24 protein-coding genes are annotated in these 22,937 nt (G+C 46.6%); 14 read left to right on the top strand and 10 right to left on the bottom strand.

Features of this window, described 5'->3' with window-relative positions:
* The 6 genes from HMPREF1222_RS12405 to HMPREF1222_RS11670 all read left to right on the top strand — a co-directional run.
* Positions 1-481, top strand: a 481-nt coding sequence (locus HMPREF1222_RS12405) for a leucine-rich repeat domain-containing protein (RefSeq protein WP_016519557.1), incomplete at its 5' end; no start/stop codon positions are given.
* Positions 482-680: 199 nt separating this feature from the next.
* Positions 681-962, top strand: coding sequence for a hypothetical protein (locus tag HMPREF1222_RS11690; protein ID WP_016519556.1), 282 nt, complete (start codon positions 681-683; stop codon positions 960-962).
* A gap of 173 nt (positions 963-1,135) precedes the next feature.
* Positions 1,136-1,360: a hypothetical protein gene (locus HMPREF1222_RS11685; protein WP_016519555.1), complete on the top strand. Its 225-nt coding sequence runs from the start codon at positions 1,136-1,138 to the stop codon at positions 1,358-1,360.
* Between the two features lie 192 nt (positions 1,361-1,552).
* Positions 1,553-2,176 carry a hypothetical protein gene (locus HMPREF1222_RS11680; protein ID WP_016519554.1) on the top strand — a complete coding sequence of 208 codons (624 nt, stop codon included), beginning with the start codon at positions 1,553-1,555 and terminating at the stop codon, positions 2,174-2,176.
* Positions 2,177-2,387: 211 nt separating this feature from the next.
* Positions 2,388-3,125, top strand: coding sequence for a flagellar filament outer layer protein FlaA (locus HMPREF1222_RS11675; protein WP_006190166.1), 738 nt, complete (start codon positions 2,388-2,390; stop codon positions 3,123-3,125).
* The gene (locus HMPREF1222_RS11670; RefSeq protein ID WP_006190165.1) at positions 3,125-3,865 is read left to right on the top strand and encodes a flagellar filament outer layer protein FlaA; all 741 of its coding nucleotides are present in this window, start codon (positions 3,125-3,127) and stop codon (positions 3,863-3,865) included. The genes HMPREF1222_RS11675 and HMPREF1222_RS11670 overlap by 1 nt, the downstream gene beginning before the upstream one ends.
* A 54-nt stretch (positions 3,866-3,919) precedes the next feature.
* Here the strand turns inward: HMPREF1222_RS11670 and HMPREF1222_RS11665 are convergent, their stop codons facing one another.
* The 5 genes from HMPREF1222_RS11665 to HMPREF1222_RS11645 form a co-directional block, all read right to left on the bottom strand.
* Complete coding sequence (locus tag HMPREF1222_RS11665) at positions 3,920-4,588, bottom strand: DUF8091 domain-containing protein (protein WP_016519553.1); 669 nt, start codon at positions 4,586-4,588, stop codon at positions 3,920-3,922.
* Between the two features lie 3 nt (positions 4,589-4,591).
* Positions 4,592-4,831 (bottom strand): hypothetical protein, encoded by a 240-nt coding sequence (locus HMPREF1222_RS11660; RefSeq protein ID WP_016519431.1) that lies wholly within the window; start codon positions 4,829-4,831, stop codon positions 4,592-4,594.
* A gap of 278 nt (positions 4,832-5,109) precedes the next feature.
* Positions 5,110-6,792 carry a RecQ family ATP-dependent DNA helicase gene (locus HMPREF1222_RS11655; protein ID WP_016519432.1) on the bottom strand — a complete coding sequence of 561 codons (1,683 nt, stop codon included), beginning with the start codon at positions 6,790-6,792 and terminating at the stop codon, positions 5,110-5,112.
* A gap of 45 nt (positions 6,793-6,837) precedes the next feature.
* Complete coding sequence (deoD, locus tag HMPREF1222_RS11650) at positions 6,838-7,542, bottom strand: purine-nucleoside phosphorylase (RefSeq protein ID WP_006190157.1); 705 nt, start codon at positions 7,540-7,542, stop codon at positions 6,838-6,840.
* A gap of 65 nt (positions 7,543-7,607) precedes the next feature.
* Positions 7,608-8,393, bottom strand: coding sequence for a hypothetical protein (locus HMPREF1222_RS11645; RefSeq protein WP_006190156.1), 786 nt, complete (start codon positions 8,391-8,393; stop codon positions 7,608-7,610).
* A gap of 201 nt (positions 8,394-8,594) precedes the next feature.
* Between HMPREF1222_RS11645 and HMPREF1222_RS11640 the strand changes: the two genes are divergently transcribed.
* The 8 genes from HMPREF1222_RS11640 to HMPREF1222_RS11605 all read left to right on the top strand — a co-directional run bounded on the left by HMPREF1222_RS11640 (position 8,595) and on the right by HMPREF1222_RS11605 (position 15,980).
* Positions 8,595-9,665, top strand: coding sequence for a phosphate/phosphite/phosphonate ABC transporter substrate-binding protein (locus HMPREF1222_RS11640; protein WP_016519433.1), 1,071 nt, complete (start codon positions 8,595-8,597; stop codon positions 9,663-9,665).
* A 30-nt stretch (positions 9,666-9,695) separates the two neighbouring features.
* The gene (phnC, locus tag HMPREF1222_RS11635) at positions 9,696-10,466 is read left to right on the top strand and encodes a phosphonate ABC transporter ATP-binding protein (RefSeq protein ID WP_006190152.1); all 771 of its coding nucleotides are present in this window, start codon (positions 9,696-9,698) and stop codon (positions 10,464-10,466) included.
* Positions 10,456-11,307: an ABC transporter permease subunit gene (locus tag HMPREF1222_RS11630; protein WP_016519434.1), complete on the top strand. Its 852-nt coding sequence runs from the start codon at positions 10,456-10,458 to the stop codon at positions 11,305-11,307. The genes phnC and HMPREF1222_RS11630 overlap by 11 nt, the downstream gene beginning before the upstream one ends.
* The gene (locus tag HMPREF1222_RS11625; protein WP_016519435.1) at positions 11,304-12,119 is read left to right on the top strand and encodes a PhnE/PtxC family ABC transporter permease; all 816 of its coding nucleotides are present in this window, start codon (positions 11,304-11,306) and stop codon (positions 12,117-12,119) included. The genes HMPREF1222_RS11630 and HMPREF1222_RS11625 overlap by 4 nt, the downstream gene beginning before the upstream one ends.
* 133 nt (positions 12,120-12,252) lie before the next feature.
* Complete coding sequence (locus HMPREF1222_RS11620; protein ID WP_016519436.1) at positions 12,253-13,431, top strand: hypothetical protein; 1,179 nt, start codon at positions 12,253-12,255, stop codon at positions 13,429-13,431.
* Between the two features lie 2 nt (positions 13,432-13,433).
* Positions 13,434-14,294 carry an alpha-hydroxy-acid oxidizing protein gene (locus HMPREF1222_RS11615; protein ID WP_016519437.1) on the top strand — a complete coding sequence of 287 codons (861 nt, stop codon included), beginning with the start codon at positions 13,434-13,436 and terminating at the stop codon, positions 14,292-14,294.
* Between the two features lie 26 nt (positions 14,295-14,320).
* Positions 14,321-15,061 (top strand): 16S rRNA pseudouridine(516) synthase, encoded by a 741-nt coding sequence (locus HMPREF1222_RS11610; RefSeq protein ID WP_016519438.1) that lies wholly within the window; start codon positions 14,321-14,323, stop codon positions 15,059-15,061.
* A 55-nt stretch (positions 15,062-15,116) separates the two neighbouring features.
* Positions 15,117-15,980 carry a DMT family transporter gene (locus tag HMPREF1222_RS11605; protein WP_016519439.1) on the top strand — a complete coding sequence of 288 codons (864 nt, stop codon included), beginning with the start codon at positions 15,117-15,119 and terminating at the stop codon, positions 15,978-15,980.
* Between the two features lie 60 nt (positions 15,981-16,040).
* Here the strand turns inward: HMPREF1222_RS11605 and HMPREF1222_RS11600 are convergent, their stop codons facing one another.
* The 5 genes from HMPREF1222_RS11600 to HMPREF1222_RS11580 form a co-directional block, all read right to left on the bottom strand.
* Positions 16,041-16,697, bottom strand: a complete 657-nt coding sequence (locus HMPREF1222_RS11600; protein ID WP_016519440.1) for an HAD family hydrolase — start codon at positions 16,695-16,697, stop codon at positions 16,041-16,043.
* A 118-nt stretch (positions 16,698-16,815) separates the two neighbouring features.
* Positions 16,816-17,922 (bottom strand): peptide-methionine (R)-S-oxide reductase MsrB, encoded by a 1,107-nt coding sequence (gene msrB / locus HMPREF1222_RS11595; RefSeq protein ID WP_081636906.1) that lies wholly within the window; start codon positions 17,920-17,922, stop codon positions 16,816-16,818.
* Positions 17,923-18,041: 119 nt separating this feature from the next.
* Positions 18,042-18,908: an SPFH domain-containing protein gene (locus HMPREF1222_RS11590; protein WP_016519442.1), complete on the bottom strand. Its 867-nt coding sequence runs from the start codon at positions 18,906-18,908 to the stop codon at positions 18,042-18,044.
* A gap of 19 nt (positions 18,909-18,927) precedes the next feature.
* Positions 18,928-21,030 (bottom strand): methyl-accepting chemotaxis protein, encoded by a 2,103-nt coding sequence (locus tag HMPREF1222_RS11585; protein ID WP_016519443.1) that lies wholly within the window; start codon positions 21,028-21,030, stop codon positions 18,928-18,930.
* Between the two features lie 113 nt (positions 21,031-21,143).
* Positions 21,144-22,937, bottom strand: a 1,794-nt coding sequence (locus HMPREF1222_RS11580; protein ID WP_342302595.1) for an amino acid ABC transporter ATP-binding/permease protein, incomplete at its 5' end; no start/stop codon positions are given.

Here is a 22,937-nt window from a genome sequence, read left to right as displayed (position 1 = left end):
CTGCTTTAACGGCTGCACAAGCCTTACGCAAGCGCCGGTCATACCAAGCAGCGTTACGGATATAAGCTACTGCTTTTACTCCTGCACAAATCTTACGCAAGCGCCGGTGATACCAAATAGCGTTACGAATATGAACAACTGCTTTTACCGCTGCACAAGCCTTACGCAAGCGCCAGTGATACCAAACGGTGTTACGAATATGCGCTACTGCTTTTTCCGCTGCGAAAATCTTACGCAAGCGCCGGTCATACCAAACAGCGTTACGGAGATGAGCAGCTGCTTTTACAGCTGCACAAAGCTTACGTCTGTTACGCTTAAGTGCAATTATCCGTCTAGTAATCCTGATGCATTTGAGGATGCGTTCGGGGACTGCAACAGCTTAACGGCAAACAGCATAAAGGTGCCGGCAGGTCAGCTATCGGCGTACCAAGGCGGTGCCGGCAATATGAGAACAACGGCAGATAGGTTTGTTGCAGAATAACGAGCGGCAGTCTCGCCCCAAAATGAACAGCCTTGTTCATTTTGGGGGTCGCCAGGGACCGTCCATAAACTGAAAGCCTAGCGTTTTTTTCCGTAAAGAAATTATTTATTATATCCGCTAAAGCGGATTGCGAAACAGTTTTTGGACAGTTTCCTTAGATTTAGAGGCGATGTTTAAAATTAAGAAGGAGAAAATCATTATGAATGAAAAGACCAATAGCAGCGGACATAAGAGTTTATACAGCATGGGAGTATCATGGTTTGTTTCTTACTGCTATTACGATAAAATTGATCGGACACATAAAAATTGGGAAAAGTATCCGGAACGAGTAAGTAGTTATACTAGAACTGCTCACTATCATCGGTTCTGGCTGGAAAAGGTTTCGGGAATGAATCCAAAGAACTTAAACAAAAATGAAATCGGCTTAACGGGAGATGAGGTAATAAAAATGGCAGAAGCGTTGTTACAGACCGATTTATGATAGCGCATACATCCTAGGCAGTTCCGGTTAAACAGTCTCAATAATTCTGCGAGAATAGTTAGAAAATCATCTGATGCGTTTGTTCGATTGACAGTTTGCCCGATTGACTCGACAAAAAAGCGAATATACGGTATGCTTTTACGTATAAGCTTTATTATTAGGAGAGCATCGTTATGAAAACTTTACACTGTGACATCTGCAAAAAAGAATTGGTTAATCCTGTAGCAGGAAGAACCTATTGGCATATCCGCGAATATGATATTTGTGAAGCGTGCAAGGACGCTATCGAAGCAAAAGTTCGACCGATCGTTCGCCAGCACGCGCCTTATTCTCAAGATTGGTATGAAGATCAACTGATAGCACTGATCGAAAAAGGAGTAGCTGCACGCCATCCGTAATAGCAGCGGCCGTACTCCAAAAAAATAGCTGGGGGTGTTTACATTCCCCCGGCGCAAAGCATTGAAAGGTTGTCCCCTCTGCACAAAGGTAGAAAATCTTAAACGATTATCTGCTTTCTCTATTACAAAGTCCCTAGCTATATGTTTGGCAGGCATTGTCTATCATATCGCTTTATGGTATTCTAGCGGCGTATGGCCATTTTACTGTTATTTTGCCTTCCGCTCATTTTTTTCTCGTATGTTTTTCAAGTAGAATCAAAAAATAAGCATATTTTTATCTTTTTTGTCGGCATCGCCGCGACAGCGTTGTTCATACTGTTGTTATCTTTCTTTTCTGCAAAAACGGATCGCGTTATCGATTCGCTAAGGAGTTATGTCTTTTATTTCTTTTTTGTAGATATCTTTATTCCTTTCTGCGTTGTATTACTCATCACGCTGATCTTCTCCGGTTTCAATATTCTGACAACCCCGGCGGCATTGTTCGGCTTCTTTACTGTGCAAATATACCACCAATTATTTCTTGCAAGTGCACATCTCCACATCATGCCTGTCGTACTCTACATAATTATGTACACAAGCGCTCTTTTCATTTTGGATGGGCTCTTACACTTTTCCGACAATGTAACATTCTATTATCCTGTTGCATGCGCTCTTTGTTTTCTACTATATATAGGTATTTTAATACTCGGCACCATTGCGCAGGGGCTCCATTATTTTAAGGGAAACCCGATAATGTATAACTCGATTTTAATGGGCATAACATTAATCGGCAGTGTCTTTCATATTATAACATACCGGCAGGGAAATGCCGCTTAAAAAGCCGTACAAAAAATACAAAAAAAAACGCTACCCCTTGTATATTTTACCTTCTCTGCCGATACTGTAGACAGAGTTCTTCATCCGCTGCGGAATTTATGCTCAATTATTTCATGTTTGGAGGATTACCGAGTTGTTTGACAAAGTTTCCTTTTCAGACTATAATGGGTATGATTTCTTAGAATATCGGCGGAAATAAAAGGAGTTGTGAATGAAACAAGGCGTTGTTATTACAGTCTTTGTTCTGATGTTTGCAGTCGTTTGTACTCCATTGGCAGCGCAGGATAGCGGTGTTAATTATCAAACGTACATGGTGGAGACCTTTGACTCCCCTGAATCATCAGAGATAACATGGAATGGTATCGGAAGCAAGTTTATCACCGAAGGTTATCCTATCTTAAAGTATTTTGACGGAATGCCGAACGCCCTACGGGTTATGCAATCTGATTCCGATAAAGAATACAAATTTTTAGGTGTGCAATTTAAATTTAATCGGCAAGGTGATAACTGGGTCGATATTTATCCGGCAAAAGGCTCAGGTGATGATGCTGCGCCGTATGAAATACCGTTGAAGGGTGTTGTCCAAAGATTTGATCTTTGGGTTTGGGGTGCAGGTTACGCTTACGACCTTGAAATTCTGGTACGCGATTGTAACGGACGGATACATACATTGCCGGTTGCTACATTAAATTACCATGGATGGAGAAATTTAGCGGTTACCGTTCCTACCAATATTCAACAGCGGTCACGCTATTTATCACAGCTTAAATACATGAGCTTTGTTGCATTTAGAATCCGCACTCAGCCTACGGAAAACGTTGATGACTTTTATGTTTTCTTTGATGAATTCAAAGCATTGACAAACACCCGTACGGCTTCTTATGACGGTTTTGAGTTAGAGAATGCCAAGTTTGATGATGCCGATTCAAATAAGGAGGGCGGAAAATAATGTCAAAAAAATATTTTACCGTAGCAGCATTATTATCAGCATTGTCGTTGTTCGCATTTGCTCAAGAGAATGCACGTGATGCATCATCATTGGATCAAGTAGATGCGTCACGCATCGGCGTTGAGTCTGCAGAACAGCGCTTAAAAGAAGTGTCAGTTGATAAGTTTGAAAATGAAGGTTCTTGGGTTTGCTCCATGTCTTCGGATGAAGGAGTTATTCAAGGACGTCTGTTTGACGGCTCGCCGAAACAGAAAAAAGCGATTCCGGAAGAAGAGAATCTCAACCTCCCCGATAGCAAAGTCTACGGTACAAAGGTATCCTTCTACCGCCGCGGTTACAACAGCTTTGAGGTTCGATCAGTTAAACCGATCCCCGTCGAAGGTATTACGAAAACCGTCAGCGTCTGGGTTGTCGGAAGAAGCTATCCGCACGTTTTAAAGCTCATCCTTGAAGACTATATGGGACAGCAGTTTGAGCTCTATGTAGGAAAACTGAACCATGCAGGCTGGAAGCTGATGACCGTTGCCGTTCCTCCGCAGAACGCAGCCGGAACAGGTATTGTACAAAAAGATTATCACTACGGAACCAGTATGGGCTTGAAGATTGTAGGTTTCCGCATTGAGTGCAATCCGTGGGAAGCTTATGGAAATTACTACATCTACTTTGATGATCTCCGTGCAGTTACCGACCTCTACGAAGTTGATCTGCGCGACGATGACGATATGAAAGACAGCTGGTAGTCTTTATTCTAAATCACATCAGTTGATGACATGATTAAAACCGGTACTTAGGCTTTAAGTACCGGTTTTTTTATATACATGATAACGGCCGGCCTTTGTATAGAAGGCTATTTTTTTACATTTTTTTAAAAACGATAGGGTATATGACGTATATACGCCGGCTCCCAATTTTCTTAAATCCGCACTGATAAACGTCTCCGGCAGTTTTTCCATAAAGAGTACGGTAAAACTATTGATACCGCAGAATTCCTCTTCCCGATGTATTTTTAACAATTTTTTATCAATAATCCGCGACCGTTTATACCTGCTGCGTCCTTTCTTATCGTCTATCTTGATAACCTCGCAGTCGATGTACAGAATTTGTATGGTAAGATTAGGGTTATCGAGGCAGTGGACAATTCCTAACAGTTCTCTAAAAATCTGATAAAAATTGCCGTGTTTTGGGCTTTTACGGCAACTCCGCTTGCTGCCGTCAGCATTAAGCGTCAGAATATACGCATTTTCTATGATAGGATATACAATCCGGATGGGATACAGCGGCAAAAGTGCTTCCAATTTAACCCGCAGCGCGGAAAGCTTGGATGTTTGAATTTCCACTATTTGCCCTGCATCGTAAATATCGCAGATCAAACCTTCCAACGGGCTTTCCTGCACGGCGCCGTTACTGCTGTATAAGTCTTTTAAGGTACGGTGCAGATGCGTTTCATTATAGGTATTGATCATTCGTTAGATGTATGCACGCAATTCGAGTGCATCCAGCTGTTCCAATATGTAATAAGTCGTCACTATGCCTCTTTCTTCACGGGTACGCTTTCCGGCTACCTGATACACAATCATCTTATTGGTCGGAAGCGGCGGCATTAACCGATTACCGTTCATATCATACAGCGAGCCGATCGCCAAGGTATTGGAAACTTCTTGCGTATCTCCGTCGGGAAATACCATATAATATTCATAAAGCGTCATAGCGACACTATAACAGTTTTTTTTATCCCCACACAAGAGCAAAAGAGTAGGCAACTGCACTAGGAATTTTTTAAACGGCTACCTTTTTTCTGTGCGAAATTTTATCTAAAATTTCGCACACTTTTTCCTAGCAGGCGGATAAACACATCAGGCTGAGTAGATAAAAAGCGCAGAATTATTGAGGCTGTGAGACCATTTGAACCGCGCAGAGGTTCAACTCTGGTTGAATAGCCTCAATAATTCTGCGAGGAATTCAAAAAAAGCCTGATGTGTTTACCCTAGCACGTAAGCGCGCCTTTCCAGAAAAACGCATTGGCAGGACGGATTTTTCGCTCGCCGATAAGCTGCGAAACAAGATTGCCGATGTCGCCGGCGCGCCAAAGCGGAAGGTTGCCGTGTAACAGGCGGATAAGCTGCGGTGCGGTGAACTTCCGTTTATTGGCAGCGATAAACTTGACAAGCTCCCGTTCGTCTTGCGGATACAACAGTGCCGTTCCGCTGCATACATCGCAGCCTGAGCAGGCAATGCTTTCGTCCCCTGCATGAAGCGGAACCGCCCGCACCTCTCCGAGCGCTTCGAGCAATACCTCGCGCCGGCAGCGCTCGCTTTCTGCAAAATCGACCAAAATTTCTGCCCGCTTCCGTTGTTTTTCCGGCATCAGCGCAATCCGAGCCTTATCGTCCGGACTCCATAGCAAAACAGCCTGTGCGGGGCTTCCGTCCCGCCCTCCCCTACCCGCCTCCTGTACGTATGCTTCGGCGGTAGGCGAAGCGTTTAAGTGAATAACGGTGCGTACGTTCTTTTTATCCACTCCCATGCCCCACGCGCAGGTTGTTACCAGTATTGCGCTGTCATGCCGGTGGAACCATTGTTCCACCTCATCTTTTTCGTCCCGCTGCAAACCGGCATGATAAAACCGAATAGCCTTATCCCGCAGCGTATAACGCAAGAACGCAGCGGTTTGCTCGGTGCCGTTCCGCGTCGCGCAGAAAATAACCATCGGCCGCTTCCGCTGCATAACCTCCTGCAAAAGGGCGGGTGCTTTTACGCGGCATTGCCGTACGTAATAGCTGATATTTGTCCGATCCGATTCCCCTCGTACCAGATGCGCCCGCCCGTCAAAGAGCAGCTCGCCGATGCGTTTCAACACATCGCTTCCCGCCGTCGCGGTAAAAGCGGTAACGGCAGGCGGCTTTAACGTTTCGATAACCTGTTTAAGCGTTTGGTAAGCAGGCCGAAAGCTGTCCCCCCATTCACTGACGCAATGAGCCTCATCTATGGCAAGATGGGCAATGCCGCGCTTCGCGATGCGGTTCAGCACCTCCTCCTGCATCAGGATTTCGGGGTTTGCAATGATAAGTTTTGCAGGAGGTTTGCCGTCCGTACCTTCGAGGCGGGCATACTGCGCGGCGCGCTCTTCTCTACTCTGACCGCCGCGGAACAAGACCGGCTCAAGATTCCCTTCGCACATCCGGCGCATCTGGTCGCTCATCAAGGCTAAAAGCGGATAGATAATGAGTGTCGGTTTATCCAATAGCAGCGCCGGTACCTGAAAACAGAGCGATTTTCCCGCACCGGTCGGCAGCAAAACAATCTGCCTGCCCCGCAAAACGCCGTCCTCATCGTACAGCTCAGTCAAAGGTTCCCCGATGCCGGCAGGAAAGTCATTCTCCTGTCCTTCGGCAACCGCAGAATTATTCAGCCGTTCAGCAGCTTCCGCAGCGTGTACGGCATCGAGGATGTTGGCAATGACAAGCCGCTGCCACGGATACAGCGCCGGAATCCCGAATACGGTCTGTGCGCAGATCGAAACGGCATCAGCCGTTTTTTCCAAGCTGTATTCGGGATTATCCGATTCAAAAACTACCGGACAGCTTTCCGTGTCGGGCAGCGCTTCGTCCTGTTCAAAAGGATAAGAATTTACTCCTTGGTAAAGGTTTGTTTCATTGATGATATTCATACCTAGTATATATATCACCAATGAAAAAACGGCTTGAAATTTTGACTATTCGGCGATAATTGCCTCAAGCGCGGTTTGCATCATCGCGGTAAATGATGTCTGCCGCTCTTCCGCAGTGGTTTCCTCGTTGGTAACCATATTATCGGAAATGGTAAGCAGTGCGAGCGCCTGCCGCTTATATTGCGCGGCAAGGGTATACAGTTCTGCGGCTTCCATCTCAATCGCCAAAAGGCCGTACTTTGACCACAGCTTCCATGTTTCAAGCTCGTCGTAAAACACATCCGAAGAAGCGATAGCCCCAACCAGCGGATTATAACCCAGCCGGACGGCTGCATCATACGCATGCTTTAAGAGCTTCCAGTCTGCGGTAGGGGCAAACTGAGTGCCGCGGAAACGGAGAGTGTTTGAACCGGAATTAGTCGCGGCGCTCATACCGATAATCAATGAGCGCAGCGGAATATCCTTCTGCAATGCGCCTGCAGTACCGATACGGATTGCTTTCTGCACGCCGTATTCGCGGAAAAGCTCGTTCGCATAAATAGAAATGGACGGTTGCCCCATGCCGGTGCCTTGTACGGAGACCTTTACCCCCTTATAGGTGCCGGTAAACCCGAACATACCGCGCACTTCGTTGTAGCAGCGAGCATTTTCCAAAAAGTTTTCGGCAACAAATTTTGCCCGCAGCGGGTCGCCCGGCAACAAAATCCGTTCGGCAATCTCGCCTTGCTTTGCCCCAATGTGAACACTCATCATATCCTCCTGTTTATCAAAAAACTTTCTTTTATTGGTAAACCTTAAAAATATCGATTAATCCTTTAATCCTTCCACGGAAAAATAAGATTGCGGATTGACCGAGTACCGACCGTTTCCCTGTCTTCCGCAAGTAATTCATCCCACGGTATTTGCTTCCGCGCAGTCTGAATCGGTATTTCAGGATGCTGCTCCATCCAATCGTACTTGTACATTCTCAACCTAAAGGCATTGTTCCACGCAAGTAAAAGCCCCGAAAAACCCGGCGCCAAAAAAGCTAAGAACGGCGTCAGTACGATAAGGATAAAACTATACAGCACCATAAACAGCGTAAATCCCGTATTGTCAAAAAACACAATAAAGCATTTTTTAAGGCACTTGCGGAAATCCGATTCAAGCCGGCTCCGTATCGGGAAGAACCATAAAAGAGACAGCTGTATCACTGCAAAAATCCATACAACGCTGACGCCGAGAAACAGCCCGAGAAAATTTTGGAATGAAAAATAGTAAGGGACAGCGACTCCTACAACCACCCAACAAAAAGTTTCGATTAATGCGAATAAAACGCCGTGCCGCCACGTATACTTTATTTCTTGGAAAACTTCTTTAAATGAAAACGATTTATAATCGGCTACCCGCGCCATTATATTGGAAATAGCCAATAGCAGGATTCCCATCAGGATAATGCACACGAATAAGCTGAATAAGGACAGCACCGGTAACGCTGAAAGCAAATAGGCAACGCCGAAAAACAAAGAGACAATCAGTATACCGGCAACATTAAAAAGGATGAGCGGAAGGAAATTATCCCATCCGTCAAAAAAATTCTTTTTAAGAAAAAATCCGATCATGCGGCGATACTACCATAAACGCCGGAATAATACTATCGGGAACCTCTAAACACCTCAGTTTTTATAAGCTTTCCTTAGATTTATTTACGGCAAAACCGGCGGTTGCATAAAGACTTCAATTATAGTAGACTGGCGCGCATAATCAAATCAGAGGAAGTGCTAAAAACAATTTTTAGAAATTCCCAAAATTCGGAGAAAGTGATGAAATTCTTTTTAAAAACAGCAAAATCGGCAGCCCAAACGGCAAAATCCGCGGCAGGAAGTCTGTTGTGCCGCACCGGACTATTCTTGTCTGCGCTCTGTTTATCAGCAATACTTGTTTGCTCATGCAGTAAGGCGGAACAGAAACCGCTAAAAATGGTTTTTTATCCCAATGAATCAAGCGAATCTATGAAAGATGCCCGCGCGGCGTTTCAAGAAATATTACGGGAAGCGGTCGGCCGGGACGTCGAAATCCTCACAACGACAGATTATAACATCGCATTGGAAGCACTCGTTTCCGGTAAAGCCGATATGGCGTATGTCGGTGCGGAAGGGTACCTTACCGCTCATAAGCGGAACAATGCCGTTATCCCCATTGCAACAAATTCAGGCCCCAGCGGCACGCTTGACGATGCGAAATATTACAGCTTTATCGGCGTACAGCACAAGGATGCCGACACATATAAAAAAGCGGACGGCAGCTTTGATTTAAGCCTATTGAGAGGTAAAAGAATGTCGTTCGTGGCGGCAAGTTCGACATCGGGTTATGTGATTCCGGCACGTGTTTTAGCCGCAGCTTTTTCGCTTGACAATACCGACGACTTGATATTAAGCGATAAGGTGTTTTCCAAGGTGTTATTTGCCGGCTCTCATCAAGGCTCACAGGTAAACCTTTTCCGCGGCGATGCCGATGCGGCGGCTTTTGCCATCCCTCAAACAATCGGGGTGTATGAACTGCTCGAAGGGGAAGACTATAAAACAGGCGCCGTATACCGCGTAACGGAAGGCGCCGACGAACCCTTTACCTCATTTGCCGGAAGTGAAATGACCGTCATTCGATCCATTCCCGTCTTAAATGCTCCCATTACCGTTAATACAAATACGGTTTCCGCTTCCGATATAAAAAAAATACAAGATGCTCTGACTTCGGATAAAACGGCAAATAACCCCGGAATTTTTAACGTCAAGGACTCCGGTAAAAAAGGTATATATCCCAAGTATTCGGAAAAGACACGGATGGTTGCTACCGATGATGCATGGTATGATGAACTTAGAAATTCTACAAAGTAATGATCCGGTATCTTACGAGAGTTAAAACCGTTGATTACCTTTAAAAATGTTTCAAAGCAATATGCGGGCGGCAGACTTGCGCTGGATTCCGTCAATGTGACAATCGAACAAGGCACGATAGTTTCGGTTATCGGGCCGTCAGGCGCAGGTAAGACAACCTTTATCCGCTGTATCAACAGACTGATTGACTGTACTGCCGGTACAATTGAAATTGACGGCGAAGCGATTCAGCAAATGAACAGTCTCCGTTTAAAACAGCTTCGTAGAAAAATCGGAATGATTTTTCAGAACTACAATTTAGTGGAACGGCTGACTGTTTTGGAAAACACGCTTCACGGCTGCCTCGGCGCTTTGCCGTTCTACCGCAGCTTATGCGGACTGTATCCGCAAAAAGAAAAAGAGCAGGCACTGGCAATACTCGAAGAGCTGGGCATTTCGGATTATCTTTATCAACGGTGTGCCGATTTAAGCGGCGGACAAAAACAGCGTACCGGTATCGCCAGAGCGTTGATGCAAAATCCGCAAATACTCTTGTGCGATGAGCCGGTATCTTCACTTGATCCGCAAAGTGCTCAGGACATACTTGACTATATCGAAAAAATAGTCAGAACACGGAATCTTACCTGCATTATGAATCTGCACCATGTCGAATATGCAAAGCGGTATTCCGACAGGATTCTCGGTTTACGCGGCGGACGACTGTTTTTTGACGGTAAACCGCAAGAACTTTCCGAAGAAATACTGCGCGGTATTTTTTCTTCCGGCTCTCATACGGAAAAGAAAGAACACCATGAAATTTGATCTTCCGACAGGCTTACCGCGGCCGTCCTTTGAATCCCGACAGCACAACCAATCATCTCCTGAAAATTTTTTTAAGAAAAAAAACCTCAGAACATTTACCATTATTTTTACCGCCGCGGTGTTATACATTGCTTCGGCGCTTATGACCGATTTTACTGCGTGGAATGCGCTAACAGGCATCCCGCGCGGACTATATTGGCTGGTACGGAACTTTCTGCCTTCGAGCCAATCGCTTACCGTACTGCCGCTCATTTTTAAAACTTCGCTGCATACTGCCGTCATTGCGGTAACGGCTTCGACTGCAGCCTTTTGCGTTGCCTGTATAGCGGCAATTGCCGGCTCCCAAACCACCGGACGCTTCCGCATCCTGCGTATTGTCTGCGCCGGCACAGCTTCTTTTTGCAGAAACATCCCGCTTCCGGCATGGTCTATCCTATTGCTGTTATCCTTTAAGCAAAATGCCGTAACGGGTTTTTTAGCGCTTTTTTTTATTACCGCCGGACATCTTACACGCGCCTTTACGGAAATTATCGATTCTCATGCCGAAGAATCCTATACAGCCCTGGAAGCGGCCGGTGTACCGTATATCCCGATTATCATCCACGGCGTATTGCCTAACGTTCTTCCGCTCTTTATCTCATGGTTACTCTACGCTATAGAAACCAATGTCAGAGACTCCGCTTTGATCGGCATTTTAACCGGGACGGGAATCGGTTTTCTCTTCAATCTGTATTTTAAGAGTTTCCGCTACCCGGAAGCAGGACTTATTATTTGTATATTGATGATACTGGTACTCTGCATTGACAGCATTTCCAACACGGTGCGGAGGATATTATTATGAAAAGACACTCCCGTACCATCCGCAACGGACAGCTCAAAGAACGATGCACACTCGCTATCGTATTTGCCGTCCTATTCGGTATCAGCATCTGGGGATTTTTTCTGCTGGCGGAAGAAACTATCGATTGGAAAGATTCGTGGCATAATTTACTCCACTACGGACGAATTCTTTTTTTACAGCCGAAACGCTCGGATCATCTTCCGCTCGGCGAACTCGCGTATTCGCTCGGCATCAGCTTTGCACTATCGATTTTAACGACAATCGGCGGCGCGGTTATCGCATTTTTCTTGGCGCTCGGTGCGGCCCGGAATATTGCCCCGCCGGCCGTTGCAAAAATTATCCGTACTATTACCGCGCTTATCCGCGCAATTCCTACAATTATTTGGGTGCTGGTTTTCTCGGTTACGGTGAATATCGGTACGGATGCCGCCGTTATCGGTATGTGCTTCCACAGCATTGCCTATCTGGTAAAGGTTTTTTCCGAGAGCTTTGAGCAGATTAACCGCGACACTATCGACGCCTTACGGGCATGCGGGGCGGGCTTTACCGGCATTATTACGCAAGCGGTTATTCCCGTAGCGGCGACTTCCATTATTTCGTGGACATTCTTCCGTTTTGAAATTAACTTCATAAATGCCGTCGCAATCGGCGCCGCGGCGGGCTCAGGCGGCATCGGATACTATTTATTCATGGCCGGTAATCTTTATTATGATATACGGGAAGTCGGCGTCATCACATATATTATTTTCGGTACGGTTATTTTACTGGAGATGCTTTCCTTACGCCTACGAAAAGGAATAAAGCAGCACTAAGAATATACCGACACTGTATAAGGAACCTCTAAAAACTGCAAGCCTATCGGCTTGTTCTGTAAGGAAATGGTTTGTCATATCCGCTAAAGCGGATTGCGAATCGGTTTTTTAGAGATCCCATAGGGAGTTTTAAATGAAAAAACATATAGCGCATATTTTTGTTTGCTTTTCAATTATATACGCCGCCGCTGCCTTAGAAATAACCGTGCCTGAATTTAACTTCGGGGTATCGGCTGCTAAGCAGCCGTCGAGCTCATCGCAGGTTACTATCGTCCAAGAATCTTCCGTAAACTTCCGTTTACTGCATGGAGAACGTTTTTACAGCGACCTCAACCTTGCGCTATACATTAATGATGTACTCGGTTTCTTTAACCCGCAACTACCGTCGCGCATACCGGGACAATTTACCTTTATAGATTTTTCCCTGAATTTTCCATTTCTCGGAGGCAAGCCGCTCTTTTTATCGATTTTTACGGGGCAGCATCAAAGCCTTACAGGTACACACTACAGCGTTGATTTTCTTAAGCATGGTATACGGCCGATAAAAATGTATGAAAACGATAGCGCCACGCTTTTTACCCCGCCCCACCCGCGTGAAGCAATCGGCATCAGCTTTGCAGGACTTACTTCAAACACCGGATACATCGGCAGCTCCATAGCCTGGAACGGCGAAATGAAAGATAAACAAGAATACAGCATATATGCGCAAGGCGGTGCTTTCTCGAATATTGCACTTATCAACACCTACCTGTCTTTTCATATTACCGATAAAGCGGCGGCACTCTCACTCGCCGCATCCGCTTCCGTGCTTTTTACCATCCATGATAATTTCGGTATCTTTACACAGCTGGGTTTGCACAAAACGAATTTTAGAAGCACAACCTTACAACAGGACGCTGTCGGGAATATCTTTGCATTTTTTGAACCGCGTGTCAGCCTTGAGCATGCAAACTTTGATTTTACGTTCTTCGTATCTAAGATCCGTGAACCGCAGCAGAACGGATTTTTCCCGGCTGCTCCGCTTATAAAGCCGTTTACCGTCTTTCATCACGAACTATACGGCGGGTTGAATATGTTCTTTGGATTCGGAAATCTTGAATTTGATAAAATGCAAGGAGGTCTCTACAGCTTCGTTGCAATGCCTATAACTCGTGCAGTCAATATGTCTTTCGTATTGCTCGCCCTTACGCCGTTTTATACGCTCAATATCGGCCCCTGTGATCTTGAGCTCCGTTGTTCGGTTTATCCGCTCCTCTACGCCACACCCTCCTCAATGTTTGAGGGCAAGATAGCGTTAAAGCGTAATTTGTAAACATGAGTGGATATAAATGTCATTTTTGTGCCGAATGCGACGGACACGGGTGCCTCGGCGAACTGCCCGGAATGGGAGGCGTATTTGAGAGCGCCAATTTCATCGATAATTGCGCCGCTTGGAAAAAGTACCGCACCGATACGATTCGCGATGATGAATTACCGCCTATTCGATTAGCGCCCATTACCGGCGGCGTTGAAAATGTCGGATACAACGATGAGGCCGCGTTCTACTTTGATTTAATAGAAGCCTGCGCCGAAGCAGGTTTTTTGCTCAGTATCGGAGACGGCTGCCCGGATGCAAAGATACAAGGCGGACTTGCAGCCTTGCAGCGCTATAAAAAAACCGGAGCGGTATTCATTAAACCCTATCCGAACGCCCGTATCTTTGAGCGGATAGATTGGGTGCGTAGCTCCGCCGATCTGATAGGGATAGATATCGATTCCTATAACATTGTAACGATGCGCAACCTTGTTCAACTTGAACAAAAAGACGCGCATAGTTTAAAAGAGCTACAGCGGTATGCAAAAATGCCCTTTGCAATTAAGGGAATTTTTTTACCGGAGAATGTCGAGTTGGTAAAAGAACTGCGGCCTGATGTTGCCGTTATCTCCAACCACGGCGGAAGGATAGAAACACGGCGCGGCAGCACTGCCGATTTTCTGGCAGAGTACGGCGATACGCTCCGTAAGTTTGCCGGTGAGGTGTGGGTAGACGGAGGTTTGCGGAGTCGGACGGATATTGCCGCTGCAAAACAACTCGGGGCGGCGCAAGTTATGATTGGGCGTCCCTGCATCACCGCACTATTGAGCGGCGGCGTTACAGGTGTGCGGGAACTGTACCGCCGTCTTACCGAAGATTAACCGATGCTGCTATTGCGGATTAACCGATGGTTGTCAGAATAGATAAAATACTTGCGGCGAACGGACTCGGTTCGCGGAAAGATATCAGGCGGCTTTTACGGAAAGAAGATTTCCGCATCAACGGTACGAGGGTAACCGATGCAGGGACGCTTCTTGACCCGGAACACGACGCGCTGTCCCGCAACGGAGAAACGCTGCATCTCCGTACCTGCTGCTACCTTATGCTCAATAAACCTGCAGGAGTTGTTACCTCCACCGCAGATCCCTTACACAGCACCGTCATGGAACTACTGCCGCCGCCTTTTTCCGCAATGGAGTTATTCCCCATCGGACGGCTCGACCTCGACACCGAAGGACTTCTCATCATTACCAATGACGGTGCTCTTACCCACCGCCTTACCGCCCCGAAATCTGCCTGTATAAAAAGCTATTACCTTGAAACCGCCGAACCTTTTACCGAAAACGCTTTTACCGCCGCCCGGATAGCCTGCGCCGAAGGATTGCCGCTGGGAAAAAACTTTACCTGCCTCCCCGCAACCTTTGAACGTACGACAAGCCAAAGAGTAAAAACGGAATGGGCATTTTTAATGCACATCTGCGAAGGAAAGTATCATCAAGTAAAAAAAATGGTAAAAGCGCTCGGAAATGAGGTTGTATATCTCAAGCGGATTGCTATGGGCGATGTTACGCTCGATCCGCAATTACCGGCAGGTTCTTGCCGTGAGCTTACCCCTGATGAAATTTCGATACTGACCTCACACAATTGATACTGTGCGCTCTGTTGTCCGCTGCCCTTCCTTTTGTTATACTTTAACCGATATTATGAATATGCAATTGACTTCCGCACAAAAAGGAATTTTGTGCATCATTGGTTCGGCGTTCTTTTTTACCGTGATGAATTTATGTGCAAAGCTATCGGGAAATTTGCCGTCTATCCAAAAGGCGTTTTTTAGGAATAGCATTGCCTGCTGCACATCGCTCTTTTTTCTGATAAAGAGTCGCCGGTTTATTTTACCGCAGAAAAAGAATCTGCCCTTTCTGATACTGCGGACTGTATTGGGAACTGCCGGCTTGATTTCAAATTTTTATGCCGTCAGTCACTTAGCGCTTGCCGACGCCTCCATTTTGGCAAAACTTGCGCCTTTTTTTACGATTTTTTTCTCATTCCTTTTTTTAAAAGAGCGTATACGGTTTACCCGCCTGCTCGCAGTGGTATGCGCATTTGCCGCAAGCCTCTTAATTATCAAGCCGGCTTTTGCCGGAGCCGGACATATCTTTGCAGCTTCTATAGCCTGCTTCGGAGGGTTGTGCGCAGGCGGCGCATATACTTGCGTCCGCTATCTGCTAACGCATAAAGAATCCGGTCCGATGGTGGTGTTTTTCTTTTCGACGGGCTCGATGTTGATTTTACTGCCTTTTTTCATCTACAGCTTTGAACCGATGAGCATGCAACAGCTCTTTTGGCTGCTTGCTACCGGAGCTGCGGGTGCAGGAGGGCAATTTACCGTTACCGCCGCGTATTCTTATGCTCCGGCAAAAAATATCGCCGTTTTCGACTATACGCAAATTCTCTTTGCCGCAGCATTCGGCTTTTTACTATTTCATGAAATTCCCGACCGCTACAGCGTCGCCGGTTATGTTATTATCTGTACTATTGCGCTTATACTGTTTTTAAAGAAAGAATAGAGCATCGCTAAAATCCAACCGATTTTTAGCGATACCCTGCTATCGTTTTTTTAAAGCAATTTATGCGGTTACCAGCGGCAGCAGCTCCGACGGTTTTGCGATGATATGCGTTGCCCCCGCTCCTTCCAATTCGGCGCGGTCGCGGAACCCCCACAGTACGCCGACGGTCGTTAAACCCGCACTTGTGCCGGTGTTGATGTCTACTGCAGTATCGCCGATGTAGAGGCATTCCTGTTTTTGGCGGCGTAAAAGCGCTAAAATTTCAAATACGCCGGTAGGATCCGGTTTGAGCGGAACCCCTTCCCGCTGTCCGAAAACGGCAGAAAAAGTACCTTCCGCAAAAAAAGCTCGGATTATTTTTTGAGTAGTCGGCTGCGGCTTATTCGAAAGAACCGCTAGTTGAATACCTCGGTTATGCAATTCGTTAATCATCTCCGCAATGCCGTCGTATAAGGTACACAGGTATAAAAAATCGGCATCATAGGCTGCGTTGTAATCTTTCAAAATCGTGTCTTCTAATGCAGCATCGGTAACGCCGTGGTATGCCAATACCCGATGGATAAGCGTACGTGCGCCGTTTCCCGCAAACCGTTTAAAATTCTCAACCGGTGCAGGGGGCAATCCGTGCTTTGCCGTTTCGGTATTAACAAAATAAGCAAGCGTGCGCACGGTATTGGTCAATGTACCGTCCAAATCAAAAATACAGGCCTTAATCATAATAGAAGAGTATACAAAATCTTTCCTTAAAAAGCCAGACGGCAGCAGGATCGATGCATAGAAGTTGAACAAGGCGTAAAACTTTGAAAACGGGATACATGCACCCAAGACCAATACATCAGTCGGTTACGTACTGCTTATAGTCTCCGTAGCCGGCGGCATCCATTTCTCCGTAGGGAACAAACCGCAGCGAAGCTCCGTTGATGCAGTAGCGCAAGCCCGTTTTATCTTGCGGACCGTCGTCAAAAACGTGCCCCAAATGGGCGCCGCCGGTTTTTGACGTAACCTCAACCCGTTCCATCCCGTGGCTGCTATCGCGTGTAAAATCTACCGCCTGCGAGGTAATCGGTTTGGTAAAACTCGGCCACCCACAGCCTGCATCGTATTTATCGCTCGAAGAAAAAAGCGGTTTTCCCGTCACGATATCTACATAAATGCCCTTTCCGTCAAACTTGTCATATTCGCTGGTGAACGGCCGTTCGGTTGCCTTCTCCTGCGTTACGCTGTATTGCAGCGGTGTCAGTCGTTCCTTGAGCTGCCTTGTATCCGGCGTTTGAAACTGTGCTTCATCGTGCAGCGGCACGGAGGCAAGGTTTAAGTTGATATGGCAGTAGCCGTTAGGATTTTTTTCCAGATAATCTTGATGATATTCTTCCGCTAAGACAAAATTCCGCAGCGGCGCTGTTTCTACCGCAATCGGGCGCGTATACCGTGCCTGCATCCGTTTTAAAAAAGCTTGAATAACCGGTGCATCAGCCTTATCGGTGTAGTAAATTCCGGTGCGGTACTGCCTGCCGATATCATTCCCCTGCTTATTCACGGAAAGCGGGTCGATAATGCGGAAATAATGTTCCAGCAATTCTTCAAGCGCGATAACGCCGCTATTATATGTTATCTTGACCGTTTCGGCATGGTCGGTACCGTGTATTTGCTGATAGTCGGTAGTACCGGTTGTACCGTTTGCATACCCCGTATCGGTCTCGACGACGCCCGCAATGCGGCGGAAATACCCCTCGACGCCCCAAAAGCAGCCACCCGCCAAGTAAATTTCTTTTATATTCCCTGCCGTTATCATAGATACACCTCCGCCCCCGCCGCTTTTCGCCGGGGATATGTTGATTCCGCCCTGCGGTTTATGTATTTCTCCTGCTTGTGCCTTTATACAGCCGCAGAGAGCCAAGGCAATACAGAGCGGTATCGCTAAATGAATACGTTTATAAATCATAATTGTGATTTTCAGCTCCTGTTTAATCCGATTGGAAATTCCCATTGGAAAGTCGGTAATCTTGTCAAAAGCAAGCGATGGTAAACAGAGAGCTGTAGTGCAAAGTTACAAATTAGTAATTATTCCTGTTTTTTCTCTACTGATTTTAATGCGTCGAGCGCAGCTTTGGAATCCTGTTGAGCAACGGCGATAAGTTCGATAATATGCGGGTACTTTGCCAAAAACTCCCCCCATCTTGTCAGTCGCTCTATTTGGAATTGTTCTGAAGCGGAATACTGAGCTTCTTTTGCGGCGGTTTCCGCCAACAGCATTTCCCGCTGCTGCTCATACAGGTTATATGCCTGTTCTGCAATCTTATAGGTATGGATATCGGGAATTGTCAGCTTTGTTAACGTAACGGCTTCTACGGAAAAGTCCGGCTCTGTTGCTTTAGAAAGTTCGTCTTTAATTTTTTCGGAGAGCGTGTGGTAGTCGGTTTTTACTTGCTGATATTCATAAGTGTTGTCGATCAGTTCCGAAACATACCGGTACATAATCGTTTGCAAGGCTGCCTGTATATGCGAATCGATATATGATTCAAGCATTTCCTGCGTTTGGATGGTATCTTTTTCTACGACCGCTACCAGCCGGTCGGATTTTAGTGTAACGAGAGCGTCTATGCCGAATGCCCACGAAAAATTATCCTTTGTATTCAATACTTTGCTATATAAATCAGCCGACGGAAGCGAACCGTCTGCCGCATAGTGTACCGGCCGCGGCGTAAGATCGAATACCAGTATCTGTGCATTTGTGGGAACAATCCGTTCCCATCGCCATGTAAAATTTCCCGGGGTAATTGCCTGCCGATAGTATCCGCCCGACCTTGACAGCATAACGCCGTATTTTCCTGCAGGAATGGAGAATTGTGTCCATCCGAAAAAAAACACCGCCGCTCCGCAAGCGAGTACAATCAGTGCCAAAATCAATAATTTACGAAATGCTTTCATATCCATCCTCTACCGATAGCTAGACTTTAAATTTGCCGACTTCTTCAGTTAAATTTTCAATGCTTCGTTTATTCTTTTGCGTTATTTCGTTTACTTCTTGAACGGCATCATTGATCTGTGCAGCTCCTGCGGCCATTTCGTTCATACCGTCGGTTATGATACGAGTTAGATTATCCAACTTGCGCATTTCTTCCGCTACACCTTCTCCGCCCTTCAGCATCTCCTCTGACCCGGCTTGTACTTCAATCGTAACCATATTGATGTTTTTAATAGCGGCTAATACTTCTTTACTGCCGTTTTCCTGTTCGCGCATTGCTTCGGTAAGGCTGTTACTCATATCTCTTACCTGCCCTGCGAAGTTAAATATGGTATTGAATTTCTCCTCTACGGTCTTTGAAGATGCGGAAAGCGTTTCTATTTCTCCGCTCAGCATTTTAAGCGTTGTGGTAATAGTCTTTCCCTGTGCTGCAGAATCTTCCGCCAATTTGCGGACTTCATCGGCAACGACGGCAAAGCCTTTTCCCGCTTCGCCCGCGTGGGCTGCTTCGATAGCCGCGTTCATTGCGAGTAAGTTCGTTTGCGATGCGATATGCTGAATAACGCTCGACGCTTCCATCAGCGAGCCGGACTCTTCGGCTATTTTTTTCGTTACGGCATTCGAGGTTACCAATGTGGCTTTACCGTCATCGGTTGCGGATGCAAGGCTCTTTACCGCTCCGTTTGTTTTTTCCAGCGTACCGGTAATAGAAGCAATATTTGCTACCATCTGTTCAATCGAAGACGAAGATTGAGCGACGCTTGCCGCTTGCGTTTGAATGCTGTTATTAAGCAGTTTAATAGTGCGGATAATTTCTTCAACGGTTGCCGCCGTTTCGGTAACGCTCGCCGCCTGTGTTAAGGCTTGCTGCTTAACACCCTCGATATTGGTACTGATTTCATGCACCGAACTTGCCGTTTCTACCATATTGTTTGCAAGTTCATTGCCGATATCTTGCATGACGGAACTATTTTCACTGATGGATTTTATCGAATTTCCGATTTTCTCGATGGTCTGATTGAAATACTCGGACATATCGGTAATTTCGTCGTTGCCTATAACCGGAAGTCTGACCGTTAAATTACCTTCTCCTTGCGAAATATCTTTTAATGCGTATACGGCAGTTTGTATGGGCTTTACCAGTTTAAGCGCAACCAGATACACGATGAGAAGCGCTCCGATAAATATACAGATACCGGTAATCATCATAGAGAGCGACATTGTATTGACTTTCCTCATAAATTCCTGATAGGGAGCATTAATAACGATTGTCCAGCCCGCTATTTTGCTTTTTGCGTATGCAGCTATTTTTGAAATTCCTTTATATTCGTAATAACCGGTAGCAGGTGTTTGCGCTTTTAAAGCAATTTGTTCGAAAGTACCAAGACTGGTAAAATTTGAGTCGGTTTTTCCCGCTTCGGAGGCATTAAAAAGCGTTTCCACCAAGGAAGTGTCTCTATCAGCAATAGTCGTTCCCGTTAACCCCATAATATAGCAGATGCCGCTTTTTCCGACGACAATATCTTCAATATTTTTTGAAAGCAGCAATCCGTCAACATCGGCCGAAAGAACACTGTGCACGTTCAGGTTTTCATCAAGAATCGGAACGGCAAGTGTAATAACAAGCGTTCCTCTTGCCCGTTCTCTATACGGTTCTGAAATAAAAGGAGTACCTGAAAGTGCTGTCCGGAACCATAACCTGTCTCCTACTTGCACGGTATTTCCGACATAATAAAATGTGCCGTCCGGATCGGTTACATCCAATTCAATGATTTTACTGTTTGTTGCAGCTTCTTCTTGTAAAAGCGCGACTCTCTGTTGATATGAATATGCAGGATCGGTTAAGAAGGGCATACGGGCAATGCCGTTAAGAAATTGAAAGAGTGCGGTTATTCTTCCGTCAATAATACCCGCAACGTCCACAGCCTTGTCCGTTAAATGCCTTTCAATTTTTTCGGTTACGGCTTTGCGTGCAATAGTAATTGCAAGTACTGCCTCGGTACTACCGGCAAACACGACCAAAAGACCGAAAACAAGAATAAGTTTATAGCGGATAGGAAACCGTTTCGATGTTGTTTTTTTCATAAGGGGGAGGCTCCTTTCCCAAGCATTTGATGCCGCCAATCTAATAGTAATTTCACTGCATCATCCGTACTGATTGTAGCCCTTTTACTTATGAGTGTCTATCCGCATTGTGCTTATGATGCCGTTGCCCTGATAGTGATAACGGTGTCGGCAATGTTGAGCGTCGATGTACGGTGCGAAACAAGCACGATCGTCTTTCCCGCCCCGGATTCCTTCATCGATTTAAGTATGATGCGTTCGTTAAGAGCATCCAGATTGCTTGTAGGCTCATCGAGGAGAAGGAAGGGTGCATCGTGTAAGAAGGCACGGGCAAGTCCGATACGCTGTTTTTCTCCACCCGAAAGGGTGTCGCCGAGTTCTCCGACCGGCGTGTCATAGCCGCCGGGCAGGGTGGTAATAAAATCGTGGATGGAAGCTTTTTGTGCTGCTGCGATAACTTCTTCTTCCGACGCATCCAATTTGCCGATTTTGATGTTGTCGGCAATGGTGCCTTTGAAGAGCTGGCTTTCCTGCGTAACACAGGATTCCATCGCCCGCAATGCGCCGGTCGGCACGGTTTTTATGTCCTCACCCGAAATGCGTATTACACCTTTCTGCACTTCCCAAAACCGCATTAAGAGTTTCAGCAAGGTAGACTTACCCGAACCGCTCGGGCCGTGTATACCGGTAATCGTATCTTTTTTGATGACGGCGCTGTAATCGCTCAGGATAGCTTCTCCCCCGTAGTTGAAATCGATATGATCGGCAGCGGCGCCTTCGAATGAGCGTTGCTTGCCGTCGGCAGGGATTTCTTCTACGAGCGGCTGTTCTTCCAACAAGCTGAGGATACGGTCGCCACTCGCCAGCGTTTGGTTTAAATTATTGGAAAGCTGGGCAAGGGCAAGCACGGGGCCGAAAGAGGCGCTCATACCGAACGTAATTCCCACTGCGGCGGCGAAATCAATGCTTCCTCGCCGGAAGAGAATAATGGAAAGAAAAAGCTGCGCAAAGGTAAAAAACAGGACGGCCGTGTTGGTTTCGACCCGCTGCCGGGCTTCCTGCATGCTTAAATACTCGCCGCGCTTTCCGAGATCTTCCGAGCGCCGCCGCAGTTCGGCACGGATACGGTCGCCTGCGCCGTATTGAATAATTTCTTCCAAGCCGCGCAGGGATTCAAGGACGAAGCTGTTCAAATTCCCGAATTCAGTTCTAAACGCAAGTCCCTCCCCGCTTGTCCGCTTGCCGTTGCGCAGCGGAATAATTACGCCGACCGTGATGTACCCTACAAGTGCGACCGGCACTGCGATAAGGCTGCGGCTGCCGAGAAAGATCAGCATACACACGGAGGTCAGCGCCGCAATAACAATCGGGGAGATGGTATGGGCGTAAAACACTTCCAAAAGCTCGATGTCGGTAGTGATCAGCGTAATCAGGTTTCCCTTGTCTTTACCTTCAAGCTTTGCGGGGGCGAGTTTCCGTAACACGCTGAATACTTTGTGCCGGATAATCGCCAAAAGCTTAAACGCGATATAATGGTTGCAGTATTGCTCGCCGTAGCGGAGCGCTCCCCGCAGCACGGCAAGGATGATTAAGCCTGTAACGATATGCGTAAAACTCAATCCGAAAAGCGTTTGTCCTACCGGTATATGGGTACGGAGCGCGGCGATAAGAGCCTCGCCACCCAGAACGGTAATAAATATCGCGCATAAAAAGCCGAGCACTCCTGCGGTAATTGCAATCAGCATAACGGGAAGGAGCGGGCGGACAAGGGTAATCAGCGAGCCCATAATGGTAAGGGCGCTTCTGCGTTGCGGTGTATTCATAAGCGGTGTATTCATAATTAAAGCTCCTCCTCTGCTGCATGAGCGGCGGCGCTTCCGTACCGTTCCAATTCGGACTGGTTTTTGTACAAAGCGCAATAGCGGGCG

The organism is Treponema vincentii F0403 (assembly GCF_000412995.1).
Lineage (GTDB): Bacteria > Spirochaetota > Spirochaetia > Treponematales > Treponemataceae > Treponema > Treponema vincentii.
The sequence above is the reverse complement of the archived record's forward strand: the minus strand, read 5'-3'. Positions and strand labels throughout refer to the sequence as shown.